Raw genomic sequence first — 25,861 nt, 5'->3', positions numbered from 1 at the left:
TCTCGTTTTACTGAACCGGCGCTTAGAGCAGCCGGGTGCCAAGGGGCACGGGTTTGTCCGGTACGCAAAGGGCGACGGCGCCGTTTTGGTCATGAAAGCCGGTCACCAGGCACTCGGACATCAAAGGGCCTATCTGCTTTCTCGGAAAATTGACCACCGCCACCACCTGGCGGCCCACCAGTTCTTCTGGCGTGTAGTGGTCGGTAATTTGCGCCGAGGATTTTCGCACACCAAGCTCCGGGCCAAAATCCACCTGCAGCACATAGGCGGGCTTTCGGGCTTCTTTAAACACCTCGGCGGCGATGACCTGCCCTACCCGCAGCTCCACTTTTAAAAAGTCGTCAAATCCGATCTGTTCCATGGGCGTTGCTCCTTGTGGGCAGGGCCTTGGCCCGCGCCTTTGCGGCGCCGTGCGGCCTTTCAAAGCTGAATGAAATTTCACTATACGCATCAATAGCTTGGTTTTAAAAGTGCGAGGCCTGCCACCTTTATGAAAATTGATCACAAACTGGGTGGTTAAATTTCATCCTGTTGCCAGAAATGGGCTATAGCTTGTAGGTGCGTATTTTTCATTCTCAGGGAAGTGGCTTTCATATGGATACCAGCGCCTTTCCTGCCGATACGCCCGGGTACCCCCAACATCCCCCAACTTAGTTAAGGAAGCCCCATGAAGACCTTTAAAGTCGAAGACTTTGTCGACCCCAATCTGGCCAAGGCTCTGGCCGAGTGGAAGGACTTTTACAACCACTCCATGAGCAAGGCCATTGATCTGTCCAGCGCTTATACCCCTGTCAAGGACGCCATGCAGGCCGGAGAAACCTTCATGGACACCCTCAAGCAGGCCAAGTGGCAACAACCGGACATGGACAGCCTGATGAAGACCCCAAGCGTTGATCCGGCAGCCTACAGCGAGCTTTCCGAGCTGCACACCAGCACCGTCAACAAGCTCTGGGAGCACTACACCCAGTCGCTGAAAACCACCCAAAGCTACGGCGAGAAACTGGCCGATATGGCCAAAGAGCCCAAGTCTCCCCAAACCATGATGGCCACTTATCTGAGCTCTACCCTGGACGCCTTCAAGCAATACCAGGACGGCATCAACGCTCAGCTCGCCACCCTTGGCGAGATGCAAACCGCCTATAAAGGCTGGTTTGAGAAAAACTGCCTGGACAAAACCGCCATGGCCCCAGCCAAGGCGCCGGTAAAAGCAGCCGCCAAGAAGGAACCGGCTGCCGCCTGAGCCCCGCCCTCTTTAAAAAGCGCCCCTTGCGGGCGCTTTTTTTGAGGGGAAGGGGTTCCCGCATCCCAAAAGCCCGTGGGCGTTTAGGCTTAAACCGCCCCAATCCAGGGAAGGAGAACCCAGATGAAACGGCTTTTATGTGCACTTGTTTTAACCTTCACTGGCGCCGCGCAAGCCGCCGCGCCTGCCCTGCCCGGCCTTGGCGCCGAGCTTGATAAAACCTCGGTGTCCGGGCTGTCTTCCGGCGCCTTTATGACCTCGCAGTTTTTCGTGGCCTATTCCGACATCATGGTCGGGGCCGGGGTCATTGCCGGTGGCCCTTATCTTTGCGCCATGTCCTACCCCAGCAACACCTTTTTGCAAAACGCCACCACCACCTGCATGAACCCGCTGACCGCCAGCACCGCGCCCCCTGCGGCGCACCTGCTAACCCTGGCCAAAGGCTTTGCCGGCAAGGGCGAAATAGCCGACCTTGGCAACCTCAAAAACGACCGGCTCTATGTGTTCAGCGGCAAGAGCGACAAAGTGGTCAGCACCCTGGTGGTTAACCAGACCGTGGCCTTTTACAAGGCTGCCGGGGTGCCGGAAGATGCCATCCGCTATGACACCTCGGTCAATGCCGGCCACGCCATCGTCACCGATGCCCCCAAAGACACCAGCTGCAATGTAACGGCGCCGCCTTTTATCAACGACTGCGACTTTGAGCAGTCAACCCGCATCATCGAGCAGATCTACCCCGGCAGCAAAGGGCCGGCCGCCACCGAGCCCAAAGCGGTGCCCTTTGACCAACGGGAATTCATCAACAGCAGCAACACCAGCATGAGCGACACCGCCTATTACTACGCCCCCAAGGCCTGCCGTGAAGGCAAGCACTGCCCAGTGCACGTGGTGCTCCATGGCTGCTTGCAGGGGGATAAGGTGATAGGGGACAAGTACTACAACGGTACTGGTTACAACCAGATGGCCGACGCCAACGACATCATCATGCTCTACCCCCAGGTGCAGCCTTCACAGCTGTCGCCGTTCAATCCCCAGGGCTGTTGGGATTTTTGGGGCTATTCTTCACCGGGTAGCACCACGCCGGATTTTTATTCTCGCAATGCACCGCAGATAAAGGCCATTTACCAGATGGTAGAGCGCCTGGCCTCTGCACCCACCAATACATCGGAGGTAGGACAATGAGTATGGCAAACGGCGGCTTTATCGAGCCGGGCCTGAGCAAAACCATTGAACAGTGGCAGGCATATTTCAAGGAAAGCATGGAGAGTTCACTGGGGCTGATGAGCGCCGTGAACCCGCTCAAGGACGCCGCCGAGGTCACTCAGAAGGTGTCCCAGGCCATGGTGGAGAACCTTTCCAGCGGCAAAATTGCGCCGCCGCCGGCCGAGGCCTTAAAGGAGCTGAGCGAGCTGCAAAGCGCCGGGGCCCAGCGGCTTTGGGAAGGTTGCACGCAAACCATTAAAGACAGCCGCAGCGCCACAGAAAAGCTGTTGTCCTTTGACGGTGTGCCCAGTACCCCCCAGGGCCTGCTCACCCACCTGCTGCAAACCAACCTGGCGGCGGTAAAGCAATACCAAGCCGACGCCAGCGCCATGGCCAGCACCATGAGCGAGATGCAGTCGGCCTACAATGCCTGGCTGGATAAGTACTTCCTTAAGGTCCAGTAAAAAAGGCGCCGCAAGGCGCCTTTTTCATCCCTCCACCGGGTTCGCCGGGGTCGGCAACAACAGCTGATAAAACGCTAAATCGAGCCAGCGCCCAAACTTGAAGGCGGCGTGGTTGATGGTACCGGCGTGCTCAAAGCCCAGCTTTTCATGCAAGGCGATGCTGCTCTGGTTGTCGGTGTCGATACAACCCACCAGCAAATGGTAATCCTGGGCTATAGCCTGCTCGATAAGGGCCTTTAGCAGCACCTTGCCAAGGCCCTTGCCCCGGTGCTCCGGGTGCACGTAAATGGCGTGCTCAACGGCATATTTATTGGCCGGGCGCGGCCGAAAAGGGCCGTAGCTGGCAAAGCCCATCAAAGTGCCGGCCTCATCAACGGCGCCAATCACCGGGTAATGGCCGGCAGCCTTGCCAGCAAACCACTGGTGCATATCGTCCATGGTGCGGGCTTTGTAGTCATAAAGGGCCGTGGAATGGAGGATGGCGTCGTTGAAAATATCGAGAATGGCCTGGCCGTGAGCTGCCAGCTGGCAGGTGATGAGGGTCATGAAGGCGTCCGAGTTGGGCTGATGGCTAGAGTCTGCCATTATCCGGCCATGGCTGCCCACTCGCTGGCCGCATTTAGGACGCCGTTGATGACATCTCCAAGCCCTGTCACCGTATTTTTCATGGACACCGATCAGTGCTGGTTGCTGACCGGGGTGGATAACCCAAGCCGCCACCCGCTCTCCCTTGGCCTTGATACCTTGGCGCCGCCCCTGGCAACGCCCTACCAGTTGGAGCTTGCCATTGAAGCGGCAGAAACGCAGCTGATGCCCCTGGCCGCCACATTACCGGCCCAAAGCCTGCTGGTGCTGACCGGCCCCGGCGCCGAGTACCTGGCCGCCCTTGCCCACAGCGCCAGCATTAACCTTGATTGGGTAGAGTTGCACTTTGGCGAGCTGGCCCTGGCGGCAGAGCGCCAGCACCCGCGTTTTGATGGTGCTACCCGCGCCGCATTGCTGCTGGTAAGGGAGCTGATGCATCACCTTGGCTTTGACAGCGCCCAATTGCCGGTAAGCCAGGGTTAAAAACAAGGCCCCGGATGGGGCCTTGAAGCGCGTTAGCGGTGTTGGTGCTCCACGTAGTGGGCAAAGTTATCCAAGATGGCCTGCCAGCCTTGCTGCTGCATCTCGGGCGGGTGCTCGTCTTCGGCGTCAAAGGTTTCGGTCACCTGGATGCCGCCGGGCACCGGCTCGAACAGCACGGTGACGCAGCGGCCGTTGTCCATCACGTATTCCAGGCACTGGTGCTCCACCACTTTGGTGAAGGTGCCTTCAAAATCAAACCCCATCGAGCCGTCTTTGGCCTCCATGCGGCTTAAAAAGCGGCCGCCAAGGCGCACGTCCTGGGTGCTGCGGGTGGTATGCCAGTCATCAGAGGCGGCATTCCAATGCACAATGTGTTCCGGGGTTATCCAGCACTGCCACACCGATGCCAGATCGCTCTTTACCAGGGTTTGGACCTGCAACTGCATTGATTGCCTCCTTTCTTGCGGTGTTTTACCACTATAGGGCACCTAACCTGCCACCACGCAGTTGCGCCCTTGTTTTTTCGCCTTGTACAGGGCCTTGTCGGCAGCCTTGATGATCTGCTCGGGCAGCTCCTGGCCTTTGTCTTTTTCAGAGACCCCGATACTGACGGTGATCTGCACCGTCTTAGTGCCTTTACCGCCCTTGCCCCGCTGCTCGGCGGTGCCCTGCTTACGCTTGGTTTTATCGCGGATCACAAAGGGGGTGGTGGCGATAAGCTCGCGCACATCGTTAAGGTGTGCTTCGGCGTCGCTCGCGCCCATGCCGGGAAATATCAGGGTAAATTCCTCGCCGCCGTAGCGAAACACCTCGCCGCCGCCTTTTACCTGAGCAATTTTGCTGGCCACCATGGCCAATACGTCGTCCCCCACGTCGTGGCCGTAGGTGTCGTTAAAGCTCTTGAAATGGTCGATATCCAGCATCGCCAGGCTGTAGTGGCGCGACATGCCCGCCAGGCGCTCAAAGAGCTTACGCCGGCCGTTAAGGCCGGTCAGGGCGTCGCGATAGGCAAGGTCGTGGGAGTTTTTAATGCCGGTCAGCAGCGCTATTACCAGCGCGGCGATGGCAAAAATGCTGGAGATATAGGGCACGTCCAGAAAATACAGCGGCAGCAGGTTGGCCAGCACCACGCAAAAAAGCCCGGCGGCGATGGTGCCCTTTTGAAAAAAGAAGGTGATAAAGCTTGCCAGCAGCAAGAGTAGCGACAGCACCAAGCCGTTGGTGCTGATCACCATGCCGTCGTAGCCGCGCGGGGCAAAGTAGGCATCAAGGGAGGCCACCAGCGCCTGGCCCTGCATCAGGTAGCTCACCACCGCCACCAGAAAACCCAGCACCACCAGGCTGTAGAGGGTCATGGCATTGGGGTGGCTAAGGCCGCGTTCCATGGCCAGTTGGTTAAGCAGCAGCGCCAACGGCAACGCCAAAATAAGCAAGGTATAGACATAACGCACCAGCGGCTCGCTGATGGGGCGCTGCAAAAAAGATTGCACCAGCAAGTAGCCAGCCAGGGTGAGCACCACGCTCAGCAGCAATTGGCGTTTGGAAAACTGAATGGCCAGCCACAGCCCCACTGCCGCCAGGGCATAGGGCAGCCAGGAAATGGCCATGGCCCAGTCGCCGCTGATCCTGGCGCTAAAGGCGCAGGCAAGCCCTGCCAGAAGGAGGATAAAACCGGAGGGAAGCAGGGGTGTAAATCGTTGTCGTTGAAGCATTTACCTTTCCAATACCGCTGGAGCCTTTCTAACACCTAAAGGCGACCAAAGCGGGGCAACAATGAACCTGTTGCGATGGATAGCCGGCGGGCCGCTGTAAAACGGCCCGCCAAGGCTTAGGCGCTCGCCAGCACCAACACCAGGGCCAGCGCTGCCGGCAGGGCCTGGATGTAGAGAATTTTCTTACTGGCGGTGGCCGCCCCGAAGATGCCAGCCACCAGCACGCACAGCAGGAAAAAGAGCTTGATGCAGTGGCCAAAGGCGGGCTCTGCCACCAGCCCCCACAGCAGGCCCGCCGCCAAAAAGCCGTTATACAGCCCTTGGTTGGCAGCCATCACTTTGGTGACCTGCGCCTTTTCCGGGGTCAGGCCAAAGGCCTTCATGCCTTTGGGTTTGTCCCACAAGAACATCTCAAGCACCAGAAAGTACAGGTGCAGTAAGGCCACCAGGGCCACGACGATATTGGCAATAAGGCTCATAGGATTTTCTGCTCGTTGTTATTGATCAGTGCTGGCCGCCCTGCCCGCTCGCCTCGGCCTGGCGGTGCGCGCTAAGTTCGGCCTGCATTTCTTGGGCGATCTGCTGGAACTTGCCCATGGTGTTTTGCGCAGCCTGCTGCATAAAGCCCATGGATTCTTGCATCATCTGCGGCATTTTGGCGATCACCGCTTTACCGGTATCGGAGCGGTAAAAAGCCAGCATGTCGTTGAGCTGCTGGTCGGTAAAGTTGCGCTCGTAAATAGTGATGATGTTGGGCTCCATCACCTTCCAGCCCATGGTTTCCTTGGCCGCGTCCAGCATGCGCTTGTGGTATTTGTCGAAAATCGCTTGCTCTGAGGGCTTGATATCGAGCTTGGCCGACATGCCCTTCATCATGTTGTCCATCTGGGCGTACATGGAGTCCATCAACGAGTCCATGTTCATCAATTTGATGAGTTCGACCACCTTATCGTGGCGGGTTTTGTCGTTGTTATCGGCATAGGCGTTTACCGACAAGGCCACCAGCAATACACACAACAGCTTTTTCATCTTTTACATCCTGTTTGTAAGGGGAGCTACCACTGAGCTTCCTGCCCGGCCAGCTTACCATCAAAGAGTGATTTTTCAGCCACTTGCCTTGTAACGGCGAGTTTCAGCCTGGCCCGTTCGCGCCTTTTCAAAGCCCCTCTTACCGCCCCGGCGCCAGGCCCGGCGGGCACCCGCTCGCTGTTAAAAGCCAAAGCACTTTTTCGTCAATCGCTCTCTTTTTGAACAACAAGGTAGGCATGGGGTTCGGGGTATTGGTCAAACTCCAAGTGCTTGATTTGGCAGCCAAGCGCCAGCATCAGGCTCACAAAGCCGTTGGTTCCCAGGGTGGAGTAATAGACCTCTGGGCCCATGTGCCGGTTTTGCATCTCCCCGGGCGCGTCGGTGCCGCCAAAAGAGAAGATAAAGACACCGCCTTTTTCAAGGCCGGCAACGATTTTGCGCAGCACCGGCTCTTGGCTCGCCAGAGGCAGGTGCCAGATGCTGTCCCAGGCGCTGATAAAGGCGTAGCGCTTTTCAAAGGCAAAGGTGCAGATATCGGCATGATAAAAAGGCACCTCGGGGTGGCGCGCTTTGGCAAGGCGCAGCATCTGGCTGGAAACATCCAGCCCCTCGGCACTAAAGCCGTGTTGGCCCAGCAGCGAGATAAAACGCCCGGTACAGCCGCAGCCAATATCAAGGGCAAAGCCCGCTTTGCTTGCAAAAGCCAGGGCCCGTTGGTGCTGGGCGATGCCATTGCTGCGGTCAAAGCCGGGGCGCTGCCAGAGGTGGGTGATTTGGTCGTAGGCTTTGCCGATATCCGACGGGTCCATACAGGATTCCTGACAATACGCGGTAAGGTGGTTAGTTGATAAAAAAGTCCACCAGCTCGCTCAAGGCCGACTTGTGGCTTCGGTAAAACTCGGTGTAGCCACACTCAATGCAGCTAACGGCAATAAAGCGGCCGGGCTCCCGGCTAAACAGCCTATCGGTGGTGGTATAGAGGCGGCTTGCTTCATAGGCGCCACAATCGCACTTGCAGCAGCGGTAATTGCCCTTTTGCTTTGCTGCGATGGCGTCTTTAATGGTTTGAAAACGCTCGGGAAAGCGCTCGCGGTTGATACTGGCGTAGGCTTCAAACAGCTCTTCAAGCTGGTAGCTGGCGTAATCTGGCTCTGGGGTTTTCATGTACGGCTTCCTTGTCCTTCGCTCATACCAGCCGCTTGGCGATGGGATGCTCGGGGTTTAACTGCAACAGATCCCACAGGTTGCCGTAGAGATCTTCAAACACCGCCACTGTGCCGTAGTCCTGCTCTTTGGGCTCTCGCACAAAACGAATGCCAAGAGACAACATGCGCCGGTAGTCGCGCCAAAAGTCGTCGGTATTTAAAAACAGGAACACCCGCCCCGCCGTTTGATTGCCCACCACCGCCAACTGCTCGGGTTTGGACGCTTTGGCCAGCAGCAGCGTTACCCCATTGGAGCCTGGCGGCGCCACCACCACCCAGCGTTTATCCTGCTCGGGCTGGTAGGTGTCATCCAGCAGCTCGAAATTGAGCTTGTTGACGTAAAAATCGATGGCCTCATCGTAGTCCTTCACCACCAACGAGATATAAGCAATGGCCTGTTTCATCGGGTACCCCATAGCCTCGGCAAAGCCCGGGATTGTACTGCGCTAAAGCCGCGGGCGAAATAAAGCGGTAAGTGCAAAAAATGGCTAGACACCCGATAAACCACGTACTCTCAATAGGTTGAGATGGTTAAAAGCAGTCATTTATGGCAAATCAGATTCACCTTGTCAGTATGGTATCGGCGTTAGATACCACACCCAACCTTTGATAAGCCCGGCTTTAATAGGGGCTCAGCGCCGAATCAAAGCGCATGCACTTGGCAGCGGCTTAAGCCGAAAACCGAGACGCTCCACGCTTTAACCAATAACCCGCATAGGTGCCAATACCGGCCCAGTAGCACCCCACCAGCAGCCCCATAAAACCACAAAACCGGCCAAGCTCGGCGCCATTATAAGGCGTAGCAGAAAACCCATACCAAGCGCCAACTACGCCAATAGCCGTACCCAAAGCAGCCAGCAAAAGCCCGGCCCAAAATCCCATTTTCCGTTTCATAACACTTCCTTGTTGGTTTATCTCTGGCGTTGCCAAAATGACTAAGCGCCCTGATGTTCGCGACTAAGCCTCTCACGCACCATCATTAATGCAAAGCCCAGTAAGTTAAGGCCCTGCCATTTTTCTGGTTCTCAAACTCATTGTCATCCTGAACATCATGGTTAAAAACAGCGAGAAATGGACCGAAAAAGAGGCTTGATTAATTGACAGAACGCCACAGTCACTTGTTAGGTGCGATTTTCAACAAAATACCCTAAGGTAACAGCCATGATTGAAGGGCCCGCACCATAGAGAAAAAACTCAAAGTTTTCACCAAGAGAAAGAAACCGTGAAACTAATAAGTCTTTGTCATCCCATATAATCGGAGCGATTTCAAAATAAATTATTATGGGGAAAATCACAACTGACAATACGTAAAATGAAACTAATGACAGATATATAGATGCGACAACATACTGAGCCTTTCTTAACCACAGTAAAGACGTCAGATAAAAGATAGATGTGATTAGTAATAGAGCAGCTAACAGCACACTAACTTTTAGATACCAAAACTGAATTAAAACCATTAGCGCAAAAAACGTAACTAAATAGATAAGCTTAAATTTCACTTCCGCTTTTATTTTTAATGTCAATAGCCCTATGAGAACAAGGGAAATTACTTGCGAAGAATATCCAACAGCCCCCCATGTGAATGTCCCAAAAGTCATAGAGGACAAATGAAATTGAAAAAATCCAGTGGCAATCATAGAGAGTAAAAGGAAGACTAAGATGGAATTTTTCATGATCACCTAACGCCGCCAGCAGCGGAAAAATTGATTTCACTTTTATTGCGCCGTTTGCAAGAAAAATAATAGCAAGTTTTTGTCCGATTTGACTGCCCTGTTAGAGGCCACCCAAGACTTGCTTGTCAGAATAAGAAAAAGTAAAAGAAAAAGGACACCCATCCAATCATGGCGAAGTTGCTTATCGAAAACTAGCCTTTGAAGACCCCTCTCTTGATAAAGGCTCCGGCCATGACCCGTCCTCGTGCTGAACTGGTGTCGGTGAACGACACGCCCTACTACCACTGCATTGGTCGCTGTGTTCGCCGCGCCTTTCTCTGTGGCAAAGACACGCTCACCGGCCAGGATTTTAGTCACCGCAAGACCTGGGTGATGGAACGGCTAAAGGTGTTGCAGTCTGTCTTTACCATCGAGCTTTGCGCCTATGCGGTGATGTCCAATCATTACCACTTGGTGGTGCATGTGGATGCTAAAGCCGCAGCGGCATTAGACGATGACGCGGTAATGGCCCGTTGGGAGGTGCTGTTTGCTTTGCCGCTGCTCATCAGCCGCTACCGGGCCGGTAAGTTAACCTGTGAGGCTGAGCGGATTGTGGCGCGCTCACATATCGAGAAGTTGCGGCAGCGGCTCTGTGACCTGTCCTGGTTTATGCGTTGCTTGAACGAACATATTGCCCGCAAGGCTAATGAAGAAGACAAGTGTAAAGGCCGGTTTTGGGAGGCCCGGTTTAAGTCGCAAGCCATTTTGGATGAAGCAGGGTTATTGGCCTGTATGGCCTATGTGGACCTCAACCCGCTTCGCGCCAAGATAGTGGATACCCCGGAAGCCTCTGCTGATGTGTCACTCTCAGCACGGCTTAATACTGACACCAGCAAGCCAGCGTTATTGCCCTTTGTTACCCAGTTTAAAGACAGCCCCAAAGGCATTCCCTTTGCACTGGCTGATTACCTGGCGCTGGTGGATTGGACTGGCCGGGCGCAACGAGAAGACAAGCGCGGTTTCATCAGCCAAGAGACACCCGCCATTCTGGAACGCTTAGGCCTCGATGCCGACAGCTTCCTTATCGCCCTTGGCCAACATCAACTTTCCCGTGGCTCTGTGATTGGCCACAAACAGGCCCAAAGTGCTTACGCCAAAGCCCATCATCGACGACACGTCGTTGGCCCGCCGATAAAAGCCGCTTAATCCCCTTACAGCGCCACACTCACATGCCCTCAGCACCCGCTGAAAATCTCGCTCGCCTCTAATTTGCGTTTTTAACGACAAAACGCGGTATCAGCGCGAAGCAAACACCCTCAAGGCTGATTAATACCGCACTGTCGATGCAATGCAAAAACTGGACTTTAGTTACTCAGAAGATGGATGTCCTTTATTTTTCTTTATTTTTTTTATTTTTTTCTTTCCAATGAACTCACCGATATAAACATCATTACCACTGTCTGTTTCATGGAATACGATGACGTAATCATCGATTCTATCTCTAGACACAACCCAACAACCTGTTGAAGATACTCCATTGAAATCAATATGAAAGTTATGCCCTTTGGTTTTGACTGCGACAGCAGTTGATCCCGCTGGCAATATATCTAAATATGAATCCATCACTATTCCATATAAATACACTTAACGCTTTGCGCAGCGGCGAGTGAAACGAGTCCAGCCCACGGCCCTTTGTGGGCGATGCTGGCGCAACTTGTTATGTGATTGATTATTCGATGATGTCATAAATAATAGCGCCAAGTATTAATATACTTAGGGCCAAAACTTCGAAGTTAGTGACGAAATTAGTTAATGCCTCCAGCCTCTTTTCTTTGGTTATGGGACTACGTTTAGGCATGACTATTTTTCTTTAATTGTTCTATTGCTTTTCGATGCTTTTTGGAACCCCATAATTCAAGACATAACGAAAGCATAAATAGTAGAACGAAACCAAAACCAATTTTCCAAAGCTCAAGTTTGTACCAAGTTAACAATAAAGCCATGACAATGCTGAACACCAATAGCTTTGAACCTGACTTAACTCGAACTTGGCATTGCCTTAAGAACTTTTCGTGTTGTTTTAGCTGAGCTTCGATCGATTTCTCTTTCCTTGGCACAACTTATCCTTTTACACATAACGCCGCCAACAGCGGCAGATTGTAGCAGAGTGTTTTTGCAATATAATCGCGAAGCGATTGCAAAAACGCGGCGCGGAAAGCTGTCCGATCTGCTTGGCCTTGTTAGATTCATTCTATGACTTTAGTGCTTCTTTTATATGCCATATGCTCGTAGCAACCTGTATGAGTTTTTCCTTTCCTCGAAATTACCCAAGCGAAGGCTGCGGTTATAGCGCCCATCACTATTCTCTCGCCATCTAAGGGCAGACAGTATTCAAAAGGAGGGAATGTCTTATACGCCAGGAGTGCCCATATGAATATTACAAACAGGCTGACCATCTGATTTGTTTTTGACGCGCTTATTGTGGCCGGGCCGGTAATGCTGGACTCAAAAATGTCATTGCTCTTTGGGCGACTCAGAACCGTCTTATAAAGTGGTCCTGTGACTTTATCCTCCAGCATATCAACGTGGTTTTCCCAGTTTTCTTGCCAATACTTACTGCCTCTGTTTACTTGGAACCACGCAAACGTAAACAAAAGCCCAATGCAAGAAATGGCAAATGCCATAAAGTCTTTGTCCGGAATCTTATCGGATCCGATAACACCAAAGTAACCCGCGAAGGTTACAGCAATTAATGCCCAAAAATAGGTGGCTCTCTTCCAGTACATCTCTATTTCGAACTTTCTAATATCAAGCGCGTGCTCAAGCGCTGCCTCAAGCTTTGCTTTATCGTACGGGTCAATTCCAAACTCTCTTTTATATTCTTCTTCCGTCACTCCAGTTCCCCCTATTCAATCTAACGCCTCAAACACCGGCGGCGTTTACGCTGTCCGCGTGCTTTGACTTGTTATATTTATTTCGTGAGTGCTAACCCCTTCTAGGTTTCTTAGCTTGCTAGCTAGAATATCAACCCTCTCTAAGCAACCGCTATCTCCTCCTAAGATGTTTGAGCTAAGTTTTAATGTTGAAAAAATTGAAGATAAAGCCATGCATAGAGCATTAGCTCTCTCTAACTTCACTTGATCAGTATTTGTCTCTACTATTTCATTATCTTCTAACCTATACCGCTTCCCAAAGGCTGCCGTTGCCCAATGATGATATTCTGACATAGGGCTATAGTAAGTCTCATATAAATATAGGTACTGCTCGTCGACCAAGCGTGCAATTTTCTTTATTGATTTATCGCCATACCAATTTCTCTGGTACTCACCATTTTCTTTTTTAAATAGTCTATCCACTTCTGGCTTTAAGGATTCCAATTGATTTTTAACTTCTTCTGGCACAGCTTCGTCAGAGCCTTCAATGCGCTGAATATCAATGACACAGCAAAATAGCCGCCATCTTCGACACATTTCTCTATCCTTAAAAGAGTAAGATAAATACAGCGCTCCTTCGAACATACTTCTGGCTATCAAGATGGCGTCATCATGCCCTTCCAAAAGCACTAAACTTCTTAGCTGTTCCAACTGCCTTTTTGAGAAAGATTTACACATATATTGCAAATCATTTCTCATATCTCCCTTTAATTTTGAGTAGATCTCTTGTCCTATTACTTCCGTCTCTTTAGCAATATCGTTTAATGAATTGAGAAAAATATCCATACTCGATCCTTAAATATAACGACATAACTCAACGGCACGGTTTACCGTGTCCGTTGTAGTGGCTTGTTTTGTGGCTGGTAAATAACACGGAAGGCAAAGGGAAAGTTGAGGCATTTTTGACATCCTTGTGTCCAGTACCTAGCGCCACCCGCCGGGGCTTGGAAGTTTGTTCCTCACTTGAAGCTGGCTGGCGGTGACTGCGTGCAAGCTCGCTTCACCAGCGGCGCAAGCGCTTCAAGCGTGCCCGAAAAGTGCAAACTTCGCTAGACGGATTCGCCATATTAAAAATAACTGTAATAACATACAGTGTATCACAGCTAACTCATTGTTCCGGCGGCACAAAACAGTTTTATTAGCGAGCGCGCTCTCTTTCACTCATCTGATCAGCTAGCCATTATTACGGCAACCAACTGATATCCCTATTGATTATCTACTCATACAGTTTCTTTGACTCGATGAAACCGAGCGTTCTCGTTTTTATGCGAGACATGCGCTCGTTATCATCACATCGGATGAGAAATAACGTCTTCTACTTCAATGCCTTAAAACTGGTTATACCGGGAAAAACGAGCGCTCTTTATCGTCACAAACGGCCTGGATCAGCTGGGCTAACAGATACACTGTACATCCACACATGCGTTTCAGCCCGGCGACCTACGCTTGCCGGGGCGACTAGTTTGTCCGGAACAAACTTGAACATCGTCATACCGACGATGGCCCATTGGGTGAGGACCATGGACGGTCCGAATAATCCCGGCATTAAAGGAACAACCACAGATAACCAGAATCAAAAAACACTTAATTATCAGCGCAATAGGTTGGCGTTCGACACAAACTAAATTGACGCTACCGCCCTTAGGTTACAGCTCCCACATGCTGATAGCGTCCTTGTTATCAATTCAGTCCAGTCACAAAAAGGGCATTCCCTGGCGGTCCCCCGCTTAAAACCCACTTGCCGAGCCCCGCAAAGACCAGGCCCCAAACTGACACCAATATAAACAACATAACCCGTTGTTTCGTTATAAAAAAGCCCCTTTTCAGGGGCTTCGGTTACTCGACGCGAAGGACAGGGTAGCGAAGGTAGGCCTTGTCAAAGTAAGGGCTGCGCTCGTAGAACCAGCGAAGGCGGGCATCGGGGTCTTTGGCAAAAGCCGGGTCGGTAAGGGCTTTATCAAAGGCGGCTTTGATGGCCGGGTCGGTGAGCATTTTCTCGGCCATGGGCGCTATCACGTAGGGCTCCATGTACTCGGTGCGGCTAAAGACGGTGTTGAAAAAGCCCCATTGCAGGAAGCTGTCTGGCGCCTGGGGTTCGAGCAGCACCATGGCGAGGTTGCCTAAGGGCTGGTCGGTACTGATGCGCACCGAGCCTTTCGGGAGGGTGAGAGTGGCATCTTGCCAATGGCCCTGGGTGGTAACCCGAAAGTGCCCCTCGTAAGGCGCTTTGGCAAAATCGAAGCTGTCGATGTGGTATTGGCGGGCGCTGACCTCGGTGGCCTTGCTAAGGCGGGTCATCTCGATGCCCTGCTGCTCAAGGCGCTTGATCACATCCTGCCACTGAGCCGGGATAAGGTAAGCAGCCGGGCGGCTGGCGCTGACCACCGGTTTGTCCATGGGCCAGATGGGCACTTTTTTCCAGGTCATGGGCTCGCCGAGCCAGCGCACTTCCTCTGCGCCGGAGGCGGGGCTTTGGAAATAGCGGTATTTCACCCCGGGAATGTCGGTGGGCACCGGTTTGTCGCCCCGGCCAAAGGCGAGCGGCACGGTGGCGGGCCGGGCGGCGGTGTCTTCGCGGATGGCCGCCGCCAGGGCGTCGCCGTTTTCAGCCAGTAGCGACAAAGAGCGTTCAATCAGCACATAGGTGCTCAGCACCCGCCGCTGGTAGTTTTTCAGGCTGTGGTTTTCCACCAGCACCGTGGGCAAGCCGCGAAGGGGGCCATAACCGTTGGAATAACGGGGCTCGGCCTGCCAGAGAATGGCGCCTTTTTGCGGGTGTTTACCGTCTTGCAAAAAGAGAAAGTTGCCGGGCTGGTGGCCGTATTGTTCCAAGGTTTTATAGAGCGCCGGGCGGTAATAGCCGGTCAGCCACTGGCTGATGTGAGGCGAATAGGTGGTGTTGATGGCCACCAGGCTGTCGTATTGCCAGTCTTCGCCGTCGGTGACATGCACGTCGATATAGAGGCTGGGTTTGACCTTGGCAATCAAGGCCACCATGGCCTGCATCTCGGGGGTGTCGAGCTTGGTGTAATCGCGGTTGAGGTTGAGGTTACGAGCGTTAGTGCGCCAGCCCATGTTTTGGGGGCCGCGCTGATTGGGCCTGTTGTAGGGGCTGGCCCGCTCGTGGCCGTCGGCATTAAAAATAGGCACAAACACCAGGTTGACCTTGTCCAGCAGCTCGCGGTGCTGGCCGTCGGCCCAGTCGCGAAGGAACATCAGCCCGGCGTCTTTGCCGTCAATCTCGCCGGCGTGAATGCCGGCTTGCACCAATAGCGTGGGTTTGCCATTGCCCGGTTTTCCCAGCGTTACCACCCAAAGCTCCCTGCCCTGCCCGGTTTTGCCGAAGGTCTTTAAAGACAGCTCAGGGTTATTGGCAGCCAGATTTTTTAGATAACTGACGGTTTGAGCGTAATTGGGGGTGGTTTTGAAATCGGCTTCTTCGACCGGGGTGGGGTCGGCCTTATTGATAAGGGCCAGGCTTTTGCCGTCAAAGGGCAAGTCTGGTGGCAAGGGCGCCGTCACCAAGGCGCTAAGCAGCAAGGGCAGTAGCATGATTTTTCTCCTTTCTTATCGCTTCTACCCAGTTTTCAACGGTACTGCAAGGCGGTCACGTTGGTTAGCCACCCCAATACCGCCAATAGTCTGTAAATCACTGTGCCGAGATCTCAATGCGGTTGCTGGTCAAGCAATTTACCTTGTTGCCGGCTTTCCCCCGCTGACATAACTGCGCAGTAAGGTTGAGCTTACCTGTAGGATGGCCGTGAAAGGCCAGCAGTTCAGCGATAGAAAACACTTTCCCAACCACCCCCATAGGGGCCAACTGAACATGACTATCGAGGTCGCACCCTTCATTGAGCAGTACTTGAAAGGGATAACGGTGCCCCTCTGCGCTGGTGATATCAAAAGACAGCCCACCGACCGCCCCTCGACAAAAGTTCCGATTGAGCTCCGTGGTTTCAGGACTGTTGTTGAGCACCAGTACAAGTAACTGCGCAGCATCCAGCCGCAGAAGTTTGACCTCAACAATCGCTTGGCTGCGCACCTGGAAAGCGCACAACGCCAGCAGTACCACCAGACAGGCTTTTTTCATCCCTGCTAACCCATTGTTAAGTAAGCCTAAGTGGATAGCATACTCACTCAACCATGAAAACCAACCTGGCCCTAAGATCCATAAAAAAGGCCGGCTCAGGGCCGGCCAAACACGCACGAGTGTTTTTATAGCGCGGGCTTTTCCAAAGCCACTTTCATGGCTTTAAGGAAACGGGCGGCTTCGCCACCGGTGCAGGCCTGGTGATCCATGGTCAGCGACAGTGGCAGCATTTTGCGGGCCTGGGGCTCGCCGTTTTTCAGTACCAAAATTTCGTAGCTGCGCCCGGCCCCAACAATGGCCACCTGGGGCGGCGTGATGATGGGGTTGGCGTAGCGCCCGGCAATGGCACCGAAGTTGGACAGGGTAATGGTGGCGCCTTTGAGCTCGTCCTGGGGTACCCGGCGGGCTTTAACGTCGCCAATCATGCGGTCAAGGCCGCTGCGAATATCCGCAGGGCTGCGCTCGGCCACGTTTTTGAGCACCGGCACGTACAGGCCATGGGGGCTGTCTACCGCGATACCGATGTTTATCTCGCTAAAGAGGCGGCGGCTGTAGCTTTTGGCATGGAAATGGGCGTTAAGGGCAGGCTCGGCCTGGCAGGCTTCGCTCATGGCCATGATAAGGCGCACCGTGGGGTCTTGGTCTTTACCCCAGGCGGAGATGTCGGCGTCGTCCATCAGGGTAACCGGCACCACGGTTTCAAAGGCGTGGCGCATGGCATCGCTCATGGCGCGGCGGGCCCCTTTGATTATCTCGTTGCGCCCGGTGCTGGTGTCGGCCTCAAAGGCCTGCTGCACTTCGGCATCAGTAATAAGCTCGCCGCTGCCCAGCAGCTCGATATCCACCCCTAATTGCTTGGCCAGCAAGCGGGTGGAAGGCAGCGCTTGTACCTTGGAATGGCCCACTCGGGTTTGGGTGTTGCCGGCAAAGAAGTGGTCGTCGCCACCCACGGCGGCGCTGTGAGAGACTTTGCCTACCACGGTGCCGGCGTCTTCTTCTTCGCCTTCAAAGCCCACCAGCGGCGAGCCGGTGTGGATGATGTCGCCCACTTCGCCAAACAGTTTGGCCAGGGTGCCTTTGATGGGGGATGGCACGTCCACCACCGCTTTGGCGGTTTCCATGGAGGCCAGCACCTGATCGACTTCCACTTCGTCGCCGACCTTTACATGCCATTCGACGATCTCCGCCTCGGGCAGCCCTTCGCCCAGATCCGGCAATTTGAAGTATTTCATGCACTGCGCTCCATGATTTTTTTCACTTCCAAGACCACGTCATCGGTGTGAATTTGGTAGTACTGTTCATTCTGGTAATACGGCATGGTTACGTCGTAACCCGCCACCCGGCCGATAGGCGCCTTAAGTTCGTAGAAGCATTGCTCCTGCACCTGGGTGGCTATTTCCGCCCCCACCCCAAAGCTCTTGGCCGCTTCATGGACGATGCAAAGCCGCCCGGTTTTGCGCACCGAGTTGACGATGGTGTCGATATCCAGCGGCTTGATGGTGGCTAAATCAATCACCTCGGCGTTGATGCCTTCGTCGGCAAGGCGGTCGGCCGCCAGCAAGGTCTCGTTCACCGACGCGCCCCAGCTCACCAGGGTGATGTCGCTGCCTTCACGCAGGATAAAGGCCACGTCCAGGGGCAATGCCTGGCCGTCGTCTGCCACTTCATGGCGGTTGGTGCGGTAGATGCGCTTGGGTTCAAAGAACATCACCGGGTCATTGCTGCGAATGGCGGCAAGCAGCAGCCCATAGGCCCGGGCCGGGCTGGAGGGGATCACCACCCTAAGGCCCGGGATATGGGCAAACAGGGCCTCGACGCTCTCGCTATGATGCTCCGGGGCATGGATAAAGCCGCCAAAGGGGGCGCGATACACCAGCGGCAGGGTAATGCGGCCCCGGGTGCGTGAACGCATGCGGGCGGCCTGGCAGATGATTTGCTCCATGGCCGGGAAGATAAAGCCCTGGAACTGAAACTCGGCCACCGGGCGCAGGCCCTGGGAGGCCATACCGATGGTGAGGCCGCCAATCAAGCCCTCGGCAAGGGGGGTGTCCATCACCCGCCGAAAACCGAACTTGTCTTTCAGGCCCACGGTGGCGCGAAACACCCCGCCGTTGGTGCCGATGTCTTCGCCCAGGCAAACCACGTTTTCGTCGGCCGCCATTTCATGGTGCAGGGCCATATTGACTGCTTCGAGCAGGGTAACCTTAGCCATGCTCTCCTCCTGCCATACGCATGGCCTTTTCAATCAGCTGTTCGCGCTGGGACGCCAGCGGCTCGCTTAACGATTCAAAGTGATAATCGAACATGGCTTCCGGCGGCTCCTTGGCAGTGGCCAGGTATTGCTCCACCGCGGCCTGCACCTGCTGGTTGCATTCGCTTTGCCAGGCAAGCTCTTTGTCTTCGTTCCACACCCCCTGGTGATGCAGGTATTGGCGCAGCCGTTTGACCGGCTCGCGCTTCCAGGCATCGTTCACCTCTTCAGCCGGGCGATAGCGGGTGGCATCGTCGGCGGTGGTGTGGTCAGAGAGGCGGTAAGAGACCGCTTCAATCAAGGTGGCGCCCTTGCCGCTGCGGGCCCGCTCCAGGGCTTTTTTCATCACGTCGAACACGGCAATGATGTCGTTGCCGTCCACCTGCACCCCAGGGATACCGGCGCCCACGGCTTTTTGGGCCAAGGTGGGGGCGCCGCACTGGATGGCGCGGGGCACCGAGATGGCCCACTGGTTGTTGTTGATGACAAAGACGCAAGGCAATTGCCAGGCACCGGCGCAGTTGATGGCTTCGAGGAAATCGCCTTTGGAGGTACCGCCATCACCGATGGAGGTCACCGCCACCCGCCGCTCACCGCGCAGCTTAAAGGCTGCGGCAATGCCGGCGGCATGAGTGCACTGGGTCGCTATGGGTACGCAGATAGGAAAATCTTCAGAAAGCGCGCCATCCGGGCGGTTGAAATAGCTGCCCCGCTCGCTGCCGCCCCAATAGAGCAGGTTATGGGCCATGGAGGCGCCCCGCATCATCATGGTGGGCATGTCGCGGTAATAAGGTACGTAGACATCGTCAACGGCCATGGCAGAGCCTACGCCGATGCCGACGGCCTCCGCCCCCAGGTGGGACGGATAGGTGCCCATCTGCCCGGTACGCTGCAGGGCGATGGCTTTTTTATCGTAGGTGCGCACCAGCACCATGTTTTTGTAGAAGTTGATGAGCAGATCCAAGTCATCAGCCCAAGCGGGCAGAGGCTGAACCACATTGCCTTCGTCATCCAGGTATTGGACCTGGGTAACGGCCGACTTTGATGTAAAGGTCATACAAAAACCTTCTGTTTTTTTGATCCGGGGTATCCGGATCTCCCCCAATCGGATTTATGCGCAGACTTTACCTTTACGTAAACGTCGTTTCAACACGCCTGGCCGCAAAAATCCCATTCCATAAAAAAGCCCCGTGTAGACGGGGCTTTACAGTTCAGTCCAGTTGCGTCCTGGCCACCAGCAGGCAGGCCCTCTGCCCCACTGCCACCCTGGCATTGGGGAAGATCACCGCCTCGGCGTCCAGCTCGACCCTGTGTTCAATTGCACCGTCGGTTGCCAGCAGGTGGCCCTTGGGATAGGTGGTGAAATTCTCCACGTCTTCGCCAAAGGTAAAGGCAAAGCTGTCGCTTTGCTTGTTGATCACCCGGCTGATCCGGTACAGGTTAAGCCGACTTTCGTCATAGGCTGGCAGGACCAGCTCGCGCTGGCTGACCAACTTGGCCAGGGTGTCGGCAGTGGCTTTAAAACGGCTCATGTCGTTCTGGCCAAAGGGGCGCACCTTGCCAAGCTCCACGGTAAAGCCGTGAGCGGCAAATTCGTTGGTGGAGAAATAGCTAAAGGTGGTGGTGGGGTCGTCCGACAGCAGCACCGTGTCCACCCCGCACTCGGCCAGGAACATCACCTGCTCTTTGCTGCGCGGTTTGCCGTGCAAGAAGGGATAAACCACAAACTTCTCGTGCTGTGAGCCGCGAATGGCGGTGTGCAGATCGTAATGGAGGCGCAGGGCTCCCTGGCGGCCTGCATCGGGGCGCTCGTTATAAAAACGGGCCACGGCCGTTTCCAGGGCCTTGGCCCTTTCCCGCTCGGCGTTCTGGCCATCACCCTTACTGTGGGCGCCGCTAAAGAGCCGGTTGAGGTTTTCCTCGATTTCGCGCTTGCCGGCATTGATGGCCGGCGGGTTGCCAATCAGCAGCAGCAGGCGGTGGGCAAGTGGCAGGCTGCCGTCCAGCACCGCTTTGGCAAGGTCACGCACAATCTCGATAGGGGCGGTTTCATTGCCATGCACCCCACACGACAGCACGATGTCTTTATTGCCGGGGTTGGCCGGGGTGAGGCAAAGGATGCCGGTGTCCCACAGCGCGACCTCAATGCCGGTATCGGTGGTGAAGGCGGCAGGGGCAGCGCCATGGGGGTTGGCCAGGGTAAAGGCCAGAAAGTCGTTGTCTTTAAACATGCTGACTCCAAAAAAGCACTTGGAGAATAAGAAAAAAGCGCCCCGGGGCGCTTTTTTGATTAAGGGCGAAGCCCTTTTTATCACGCATCAGCCAGCCAATTGGCTAATAGCGCTTGTGCGTCGCTAATGATGCTTTCAAGGTGCGCCTGGCTCTTAAAGCTCTCGGCATAGACCTTGTAGATGGGCTCGGTGCCGGAGGGGCGCGCGGCGAACCAGCCGTTAGCGGTGACCACCTTGATACCACCAATGGCGGCATCGTTGCCCGGAGCGCGGATAAAGGCGTCGGTGATGTCGTCACCGGCCAGGGTGCCGCTGGCCACATCGGCGCTCAGGCGGGCAAAACCGGCCTTGAGCTCTTCTGTTACCGGGGCATCGATGCGCTGGTACCAAGTGGGGCCAAAGTGCGCTTCCACCAGCTCTTTGTAGTACTGGTTGGGGCTCTTGCCGGTTACCGCCTGAATTTCCGCCGCCAGCAGGCACATGATGATGCCGTCTTTGTCGGTGCTCCAGGGTTTGCCGTCTTTGGTGACAAAGGTGCCGCCGGCGGACTCTTCACCGCCGAAGATAAGCTTGCCGTTATAAAGGCCATCGACAAACCATTTCACCCCCACCGGGGTTTCCATGAAATGGCGGCCAGCCGCGCGGGTGACCCGGCCCACCTGGGCACTGGTCACCACTGTGGTGCCCACGCCCAGGGTTTTCGGCAGCTCTGGGCGGTGGTTAATCAGGTAATCCACCACCACCGCCAGATAACGGTTGCAGTTAAGGAGGCCTGCATCGGGGGTGACAATACCGTGGCGGTCGCCGTCGGTGTCGTTACCCAGCGCGAGATCAAACTGATCTTTGACGGCAATCAGCCCGGCCATGGCGTAGGGGCTGGAGCAGTCCATACGGATTTTGCCGTCGTGATCGCAAGGGATAAAGCCAAAGCGGCTGTCGACCTGCTCTTCAACCAGGGTGATATCCAGGCCCCAATGCTCACGAATGGCGCGCCAATAATCGATGGCGGCGCCGCCCATGGGGTGCACGCCAAGGCGCAAGCCCGCCTTACGGATGGCTTCAATGTCGACCACTTGGTCCAGGCGCTGCACGTAATCGGCCATAAAGTCGAAACGCTGGGCGTGGGGGCTGGCAATGGCCCGCTCGAAGCTCAGCGTCTGCACGCCGTCGAGCTTGGCTTCTAGGTAGTTGTTGGCGCGAGACTGGATCACCTTGGTGACGTTGGTGTCGGCCGGGCCGCCATCGGGCGGGTTGTACTTGATGCCACCGTCTTCCGGCGGATTATGGGAAGGGGTCAGGATAAGGCCGTCAGCATTGCCCTCGTGGGCCAAAATAGCGTGGGAGACCGCCGGGGTCGGGGTCATCTGCCGGTCTTCAAAACGCACGTTGACCGCATTGGCCACCAGTACCCTAAGCACGGTGGCAAAAGCCGGGTAAGACAAGGCGTGGGAGTCAAAACCCAGATACAGCGGGCCGGTAATGCCCTGCTCTTTGCGGTGGTCGGCCACGGCTTGGGCCACGGCCAGCAGGTGCGCCTCGTTAAAGGCCTTGCCAAGGCTTGAGCCGCGATGGCCCGAGGTGCCAAAGCTGACCCGCTGGGCAGGCACGGTAACGTCGGGCTTTAAGGTGAAAAAGGCGGTAACCAGTTCACTTGGGTCAATCAGGCTATCGGCTGCCGGCTTCTTGCCGGCATTGGGGTGTAACGGCATTCCTCTCTCCCTAGATCTTCTCGACAAAGTGGCTAACAGCTTCCTCGTCGTAACCTAACTCCGCCATGACTTGGGCGACGATAGCGCGCTTTTTCTCGGTGTTGTTGTTGGTCACCACCCAATAAGGGCTGCCGGTAATGGCCTTGGGATTGGTGGACTTACCGGCCTGGTTGAGCGCATCGCTGCTGGTGGCAAAGTAGAGGCGATCGCGGCCACGGATGTTAAGCACCACCTTGAAGGCGTCGCCATGGCGCTGGTAAAGCTCGGTGAGCGAGCCGATAAAACGGCCCACGGCGCTGTTGGCATCGATGGGCGCCAGCGGGGCCTTGGGGGCAGCAGCGGCAGGCGTTGTGGCAGCGGGCGCAGCAGGAGCTGGCTCGGCGGCCGGGACTTCTTCGCTTACTTGAGCGGCCTCGATGGGGGCAAAACCCAACAGGCGGCGCAAAATCTCGGAAGCGTTCTCGCCAATATTCTGGGTGTTAGACGCAATGTAATGGTACAGGTCGTCATCGACTTCGATGGTTTTCATGCCTTATCTCAAGGTCTTGTTCAACTCTCTGGCGATTATACATAGGCCGAGGTGATTTGCATGCCTGCCTCGTCCTTTGCAAAATAGGCCCCCCAACACGGAGGCAGTCATGCTCAATTACCAGCAACGGGGCCAGGGCCCGGATGTGATTTTAATTCACGGCCTGTTCGGCTCACTCGACAACCTGGGTAACCTCGCCCGCAGCCTGGAAGACGCCTTTACCGTTACCAGTGTGGATTTGCGCAACCACGGCAAGTCTTTTCACTCCGGCGACACCAGCCTTGGCGCCATGGCTGGCGACATCAACGAGCTGATGACCAGCCTCGGCATCGACAAAGCCCACCTGGTGGGCCACTCCCTGGGCGGCAAGGTGGCCATGGAGTTTGCCCTTAACTACGGCCAGAAGGTCGACAAGCTGGTGCTGGCAGACATTGCCCCGGTGACCTACACCCACCGCCACCATGACAATGTCTTTAACGCCCTCACCCAGGTGGACATCAGCCAGATGGCAAGCCGCAAAGAGGTAGAAGATGCGGTTGGCGCTTATATCCTCGACCAGGGCACCCGGCTTTTTATCCTCAAAAACCTGGTGAAAACCGACACCGGCTTTAGCTGGCGCCTGAACGTGCCGGTACTGGCCGGCAAGTACGAGGAGCTCCTTAAAGCCCCGGAGGGCACGCCCTTTACCGGCCCGACGCTCTTTATAAAAGGCGGCGAGTCGCCCTATCTCACCGAAGCCCACAGCCAGGCGGTGGCGGCGCGCTTTCCCAAGGCCCAGCTTAAGGTGATAAGCGGCACCGGCCACTGGCTCCATGCCGAGAAACCGGCGGTGTTTAACAAGCTGGTCAGGGACTTTTTGAGCTGAGTGCTCCCCTTGGGTATAATCCGCGCGTTTCTTGTAAGGGCAACGGCCGCCGATGCTGGACAAGCACCACGACACCCTGGGGTCTTTGGGCCTCAACCTGTTTTTTCTGTTTATCGTCATTGCCCTTGGCCTGGCCATCAACGACGTGCTGAAAAAGAGCCAGGTACCGGCCGCCTGGCGATTGATAGTCTGGCTGGTGCTTTTGGGCGCCGTGGGCTTTGCCTTTAAAACACTCATCTGGGAAAGTTCAGGTATTGGTTAATGGCCAAAGAGAGTACCGACAGAATCACCATTGACCTGTTTGCCGAGGAAAAACGCCGGGGGCGTCCGAAAACCAATCCCCTCCCGCGCCAGGTACAACTGAAGGTCAACAAACGCAATCAGATAAAAAGAGACAAACAAAAGGGCCTCAAAAGAGTCGAACTCAAGGTAGATTCGGACCTCTTCGATACCCTAAATGATTTGGCCAAAGCGCAGAGCATGAGTCGAAGCGAACTGATCGAAAGCATATTGAAAGCCGGTGTCGAGCAGCTCGACACCACCAACAGCGAGAGGAATTGAGTCGAATGGCATCTGTAGGTCTGTTTTTCGGCAGCGATACCGGCAACACCGAAGCCGTAGCCAAGATGATCCAGAAGCAGCTGGGCACCCACATGGTCGAGGTCCACGACATCGCCAAGTCCAGCAAGGAAGACATTGAGAACTTCAGCCTGCTGCTGCTGGGTATCCCCACCTGGTACTACGGTGAATCCCAGTGCGACTGGGACGACTTCTTCCCCACCCTGGAAGAAATCGACTTCACCGACAAGCTGGTGGCCATCTTCGGTTGCGGCGATCAGGAAGACTATGCCGAGTACTTCCTGGACGCCATGGGCACCCTGCGCGATATCGTTGAAGCCAAGGGTGGCATCATCATCGGCCATTGGCCGACCGAAGGTTACAACTACGTGGCCTCCAAGGCGCTGGTAGACGACAACCATTTCGTTGGCCTTGGTATCGACGAAGACCGCCAGCCCGAACTCACCGCCGAGCGGGTGGAAAAATGGGTCAAGCAGGTCTTTGACGAGATGTGCCTGGCAGAACTGGAAGATTGAAAAAAGCCCCTCACCGAGGGGCTTTTTTATGGCTCGGGCCGGTAGCGGCGCTTGAGGCGAACATAAAGCGTGCGCTCAACACGGGCCACCAAATCGCCCTGGTTGTCCTTGATGTCGGTTACCACCTCGGGCAGGTACTTCTCGCCGGCGGCGGTGGCCTGTTCAATCTCCCGCAACAGGCCCTCGGTGACATGAAATTCGGCCACCACCTTGCCTGAGCCCGGCTTTTCAAAGTGCACCTTGGCGCTTCTGTCCCACACGTGAAAGCGCTTGCCCAAGAGCCCCATCAGCATCAGCGAATAGATAGGGTCGGTCATCGCAAACAGGCTGCCGCCAAACTGGGTGCCGTTGGCATTTTTGGTCCAGGGGCGGTTTTTCAGCTCCACCCGGCAATAGCGAAAATCGGCCGACAGCTCGGCAACACGAATCCCCGTAAATAAAAATGGCGGCCACAAATTGAGCAGGGGCCGAATTCGCGTTCCTTTTTTAAACAACCACGATTTCATTGTTCACCTAATCGATAAAATCGAAACAATACTGCTATCATGCCTCTGGAAAAGCGAAGCCCACTTGGGTACCTTTC

Annotated in this window: 32 protein-coding genes; 9 read left to right on the top strand and 23 right to left on the bottom strand. The window is 55.1% G+C overall.

Going from position 1 to position 25,861, the window contains the following annotated elements; all coding sequences use genetic code 11:
• Positions 1–22: 22 nt before the first annotated feature.
• Complete coding sequence (locus AC22G1_RS08850) at positions 23–361, bottom strand: tRNA-binding protein (RefSeq protein WP_487316432.1); 339 nt, start codon at positions 359–361, stop codon at positions 23–25.
• 306 nt (positions 362–667) lie between these two features.
• Between AC22G1_RS08850 and AC22G1_RS08845 the strand changes: the two genes are divergently transcribed.
• The 3 genes from AC22G1_RS08845 to AC22G1_RS08835 all read left to right on the top strand — a co-directional run bounded on the left by AC22G1_RS08845 (position 668) and on the right by AC22G1_RS08835 (position 2,907).
• A complete protein-coding gene (locus AC22G1_RS08845; protein ID WP_487316431.1) occupies positions 668–1,240 on the top strand; it encodes a hypothetical protein in 573 nt (190 codons plus the stop codon).
• Between the two features lie 123 nt (positions 1,241–1,363).
• On the top strand, positions 1,364–2,422 hold the full coding sequence (locus AC22G1_RS08840; RefSeq protein WP_487316430.1) for an extracellular catalytic domain type 2 short-chain-length polyhydroxyalkanoate depolymerase: 1,059 nt from the start codon (positions 1,364–1,366) through the stop codon (positions 2,420–2,422).
• Positions 2,419–2,907, top strand: a complete 489-nt coding sequence (locus AC22G1_RS08835) for a hypothetical protein (protein WP_487316429.1) — start codon at positions 2,419–2,421, stop codon at positions 2,905–2,907. The genes AC22G1_RS08840 and AC22G1_RS08835 overlap by 4 nt, the downstream gene beginning before the upstream one ends.
• 24 nt (positions 2,908–2,931) lie before the next feature.
• On the opposite strand, the gene AC22G1_RS08830 is transcribed toward AC22G1_RS08835, so the two are convergent.
• Positions 2,932–3,492 carry a GNAT family N-acetyltransferase gene (locus AC22G1_RS08830; RefSeq protein ID WP_487316428.1) on the bottom strand — a complete coding sequence of 187 codons (561 nt, stop codon included), beginning with the start codon at positions 3,490–3,492 and terminating at the stop codon, positions 2,932–2,934.
• 48 nt (positions 3,493–3,540) lie between these two features.
• Between AC22G1_RS08830 and AC22G1_RS08825 the strand changes: the two genes are divergently transcribed.
• The gene (locus tag AC22G1_RS08825; protein ID WP_487316427.1) at positions 3,541–3,975 is read left to right on the top strand and encodes a hypothetical protein; all 435 of its coding nucleotides are present in this window, start codon (positions 3,541–3,543) and stop codon (positions 3,973–3,975) included.
• Positions 3,976–4,007: 32 nt separating this feature from the next.
• On the opposite strand, the gene AC22G1_RS08820 is transcribed toward AC22G1_RS08825, so the two are convergent.
• The 9 genes from AC22G1_RS08820 to AC22G1_RS08780 all read right to left on the bottom strand — a co-directional run bounded on the left by AC22G1_RS08820 (position 4,008) and on the right by AC22G1_RS08780 (position 9,597).
• Complete coding sequence (locus tag AC22G1_RS08820) at positions 4,008–4,421, bottom strand: SRPBCC family protein (protein ID WP_487316426.1); 414 nt, start codon at positions 4,419–4,421, stop codon at positions 4,008–4,010.
• 42 nt (positions 4,422–4,463) lie between these two features.
• Positions 4,464–5,687: a GGDEF domain-containing protein gene (locus AC22G1_RS08815; protein WP_487316425.1), complete on the bottom strand. Its 1,224-nt coding sequence runs from the start codon at positions 5,685–5,687 to the stop codon at positions 4,464–4,466.
• A gap of 116 nt (positions 5,688–5,803) precedes the next feature.
• Complete coding sequence (locus tag AC22G1_RS08810) at positions 5,804–6,166, bottom strand: DUF1304 domain-containing protein (RefSeq protein ID WP_487316424.1); 363 nt, start codon at positions 6,164–6,166, stop codon at positions 5,804–5,806.
• Between the two features lie 25 nt (positions 6,167–6,191).
• Positions 6,192–6,716 carry a DUF2059 domain-containing protein gene (locus AC22G1_RS08805; RefSeq protein ID WP_487316423.1) on the bottom strand — a complete coding sequence of 175 codons (525 nt, stop codon included), beginning with the start codon at positions 6,714–6,716 and terminating at the stop codon, positions 6,192–6,194.
• 203 nt (positions 6,717–6,919) lie between these two features.
• On the bottom strand, positions 6,920–7,525 hold the full coding sequence (locus AC22G1_RS08800) for a class I SAM-dependent DNA methyltransferase (protein WP_123420630.1): 606 nt from the start codon (positions 7,523–7,525) through the stop codon (positions 6,920–6,922).
• Between the two features lie 31 nt (positions 7,526–7,556).
• Complete coding sequence (locus AC22G1_RS08795) at positions 7,557–7,880, bottom strand: zinc ribbon domain-containing protein (RefSeq protein ID WP_487316422.1); 324 nt, start codon at positions 7,878–7,880, stop codon at positions 7,557–7,559.
• Between the two features lie 22 nt (positions 7,881–7,902).
• A complete protein-coding gene (locus tag AC22G1_RS08790; protein ID WP_050660422.1) occupies positions 7,903–8,325 on the bottom strand; it encodes a VOC family protein in 423 nt (140 codons plus the stop codon).
• Positions 8,326–8,590: 265 nt separating this feature from the next.
• The gene (locus AC22G1_RS08785) at positions 8,591–8,815 is read right to left on the bottom strand and encodes a hypothetical protein (protein ID WP_487316421.1); all 225 of its coding nucleotides are present in this window, start codon (positions 8,813–8,815) and stop codon (positions 8,591–8,593) included.
• A 227-nt stretch (positions 8,816–9,042) separates the two neighbouring features.
• Entirely contained in the window at positions 9,043–9,597 is a 555-nt protein-coding gene (locus AC22G1_RS08780; protein WP_487316420.1) for a hypothetical protein, read from the bottom strand.
• A gap of 231 nt (positions 9,598–9,828) precedes the next feature.
• Between AC22G1_RS08780 and AC22G1_RS08775 the strand changes: the two genes are divergently transcribed.
• Entirely contained in the window at positions 9,829–10,782 is a 954-nt protein-coding gene (locus AC22G1_RS08775) for a transposase (protein ID WP_487316419.1), read from the top strand.
• A gap of 162 nt (positions 10,783–10,944) precedes the next feature.
• Here the strand turns inward: AC22G1_RS08775 and AC22G1_RS08770 are convergent, their stop codons facing one another.
• The 11 genes from AC22G1_RS08770 to AC22G1_RS08720 form a co-directional block, all read right to left on the bottom strand.
• Positions 10,945–11,199 carry a hypothetical protein gene (locus AC22G1_RS08770; protein WP_487316418.1) on the bottom strand — a complete coding sequence of 85 codons (255 nt, stop codon included), beginning with the start codon at positions 11,197–11,199 and terminating at the stop codon, positions 10,945–10,947.
• 623 nt (positions 11,200–11,822) lie between these two features.
• Positions 11,823–12,470: a RipA family octameric membrane protein gene (locus AC22G1_RS08765; RefSeq protein ID WP_487316417.1), complete on the bottom strand. Its 648-nt coding sequence runs from the start codon at positions 12,468–12,470 to the stop codon at positions 11,823–11,825.
• A 45-nt stretch (positions 12,471–12,515) separates the two neighbouring features.
• Entirely contained in the window at positions 12,516–13,295 is a 780-nt protein-coding gene (locus AC22G1_RS08760; protein ID WP_487316416.1) for a DUF5677 domain-containing protein, read from the bottom strand.
• A gap of 1,050 nt (positions 13,296–14,345) precedes the next feature.
• Positions 14,346–16,061: a M14 family metallopeptidase gene (locus tag AC22G1_RS08755; protein ID WP_487316415.1), complete on the bottom strand. Its 1,716-nt coding sequence runs from the start codon at positions 16,059–16,061 to the stop codon at positions 14,346–14,348.
• A gap of 97 nt (positions 16,062–16,158) precedes the next feature.
• Positions 16,159–16,599: a hypothetical protein gene (locus AC22G1_RS08750; protein ID WP_487316414.1), complete on the bottom strand. Its 441-nt coding sequence runs from the start codon at positions 16,597–16,599 to the stop codon at positions 16,159–16,161.
• Positions 16,600–16,724: 125 nt separating this feature from the next.
• A complete protein-coding gene (locus AC22G1_RS08745) occupies positions 16,725–17,831 on the bottom strand; it encodes a dihydrolipoamide acetyltransferase family protein (RefSeq protein WP_487316413.1) in 1,107 nt (368 codons plus the stop codon).
• Positions 17,828–18,811, bottom strand: coding sequence for an alpha-ketoacid dehydrogenase subunit beta (locus AC22G1_RS08740; RefSeq protein WP_050660414.1), 984 nt, complete (start codon positions 18,809–18,811; stop codon positions 17,828–17,830). Before AC22G1_RS08740 ends, AC22G1_RS08745 begins: the two co-directional genes overlap by 4 nt.
• The gene (pdhA, locus tag AC22G1_RS08735) at positions 18,804–19,907 is read right to left on the bottom strand and encodes a pyruvate dehydrogenase (acetyl-transferring) E1 component subunit alpha (protein ID WP_050660413.1); all 1,104 of its coding nucleotides are present in this window, start codon (positions 19,905–19,907) and stop codon (positions 18,804–18,806) included. Before pdhA ends, AC22G1_RS08740 begins: the two co-directional genes overlap by 8 nt.
• Before the next feature lie 154 nt (positions 19,908–20,061).
• On the bottom strand, positions 20,062–21,081 hold the full coding sequence (astE, locus tag AC22G1_RS08730; RefSeq protein WP_487316412.1) for a succinylglutamate desuccinylase: 1,020 nt from the start codon (positions 21,079–21,081) through the stop codon (positions 20,062–20,064).
• A gap of 80 nt (positions 21,082–21,161) precedes the next feature.
• Entirely contained in the window at positions 21,162–22,790 is a 1,629-nt protein-coding gene (pgm, locus tag AC22G1_RS08725; protein WP_487316411.1) for a phosphoglucomutase (alpha-D-glucose-1,6-bisphosphate-dependent), read from the bottom strand.
• A 10-nt stretch (positions 22,791–22,800) separates the two neighbouring features.
• A complete protein-coding gene (locus AC22G1_RS08720; RefSeq protein ID WP_487316410.1) occupies positions 22,801–23,319 on the bottom strand; it encodes a replication initiation negative regulator SeqA in 519 nt (172 codons plus the stop codon).
• 109 nt (positions 23,320–23,428) lie between these two features.
• Here AC22G1_RS08720 and AC22G1_RS08715 point away from each other — a divergent pair, with 109 nt between their 5' ends.
• From AC22G1_RS08715 to fldA, 4 genes are read left to right on the top strand one after another with little or no spacing between them, the layout of a single operon-like run.
• Positions 23,429–24,184, top strand: a complete 756-nt coding sequence (locus AC22G1_RS08715; RefSeq protein ID WP_487316409.1) for an alpha/beta fold hydrolase — start codon at positions 23,429–23,431, stop codon at positions 24,182–24,184.
• Between the two features lie 52 nt (positions 24,185–24,236).
• On the top strand, positions 24,237–24,446 hold the full coding sequence (locus AC22G1_RS08710; protein ID WP_487316408.1) for a DUF2788 domain-containing protein: 210 nt from the start codon (positions 24,237–24,239) through the stop codon (positions 24,444–24,446).
• Positions 24,446–24,745, top strand: coding sequence for a LexA regulated protein (gene ybfE / locus AC22G1_RS08705; protein ID WP_050660408.1), 300 nt, complete (start codon positions 24,446–24,448; stop codon positions 24,743–24,745). Before AC22G1_RS08710 ends, ybfE begins: the two co-directional genes overlap by 1 nt.
• A gap of 5 nt (positions 24,746–24,750) precedes the next feature.
• On the top strand, positions 24,751–25,278 hold the full coding sequence (gene fldA, locus AC22G1_RS08700) for a flavodoxin FldA (RefSeq protein WP_050660407.1): 528 nt from the start codon (positions 24,751–24,753) through the stop codon (positions 25,276–25,278).
• Positions 25,279–25,304: 26 nt separating this feature from the next.
• Here fldA and AC22G1_RS08695 read toward each other — a convergent pair whose 3' ends face one another.
• On the bottom strand, positions 25,305–25,733 hold the full coding sequence (locus tag AC22G1_RS08695) for a DUF4442 domain-containing protein (protein WP_487316407.1): 429 nt from the start codon (positions 25,731–25,733) through the stop codon (positions 25,305–25,307).
• Positions 25,734–25,861 lie beyond the last annotated feature (128 nt).

This window comes from Gallaecimonas zhanjiangensis (assembly GCF_057624825.1).
Note: the sequence above shows the minus strand (reverse complement) of the source record. Positions and strands in the feature narration are given on the sequence as shown.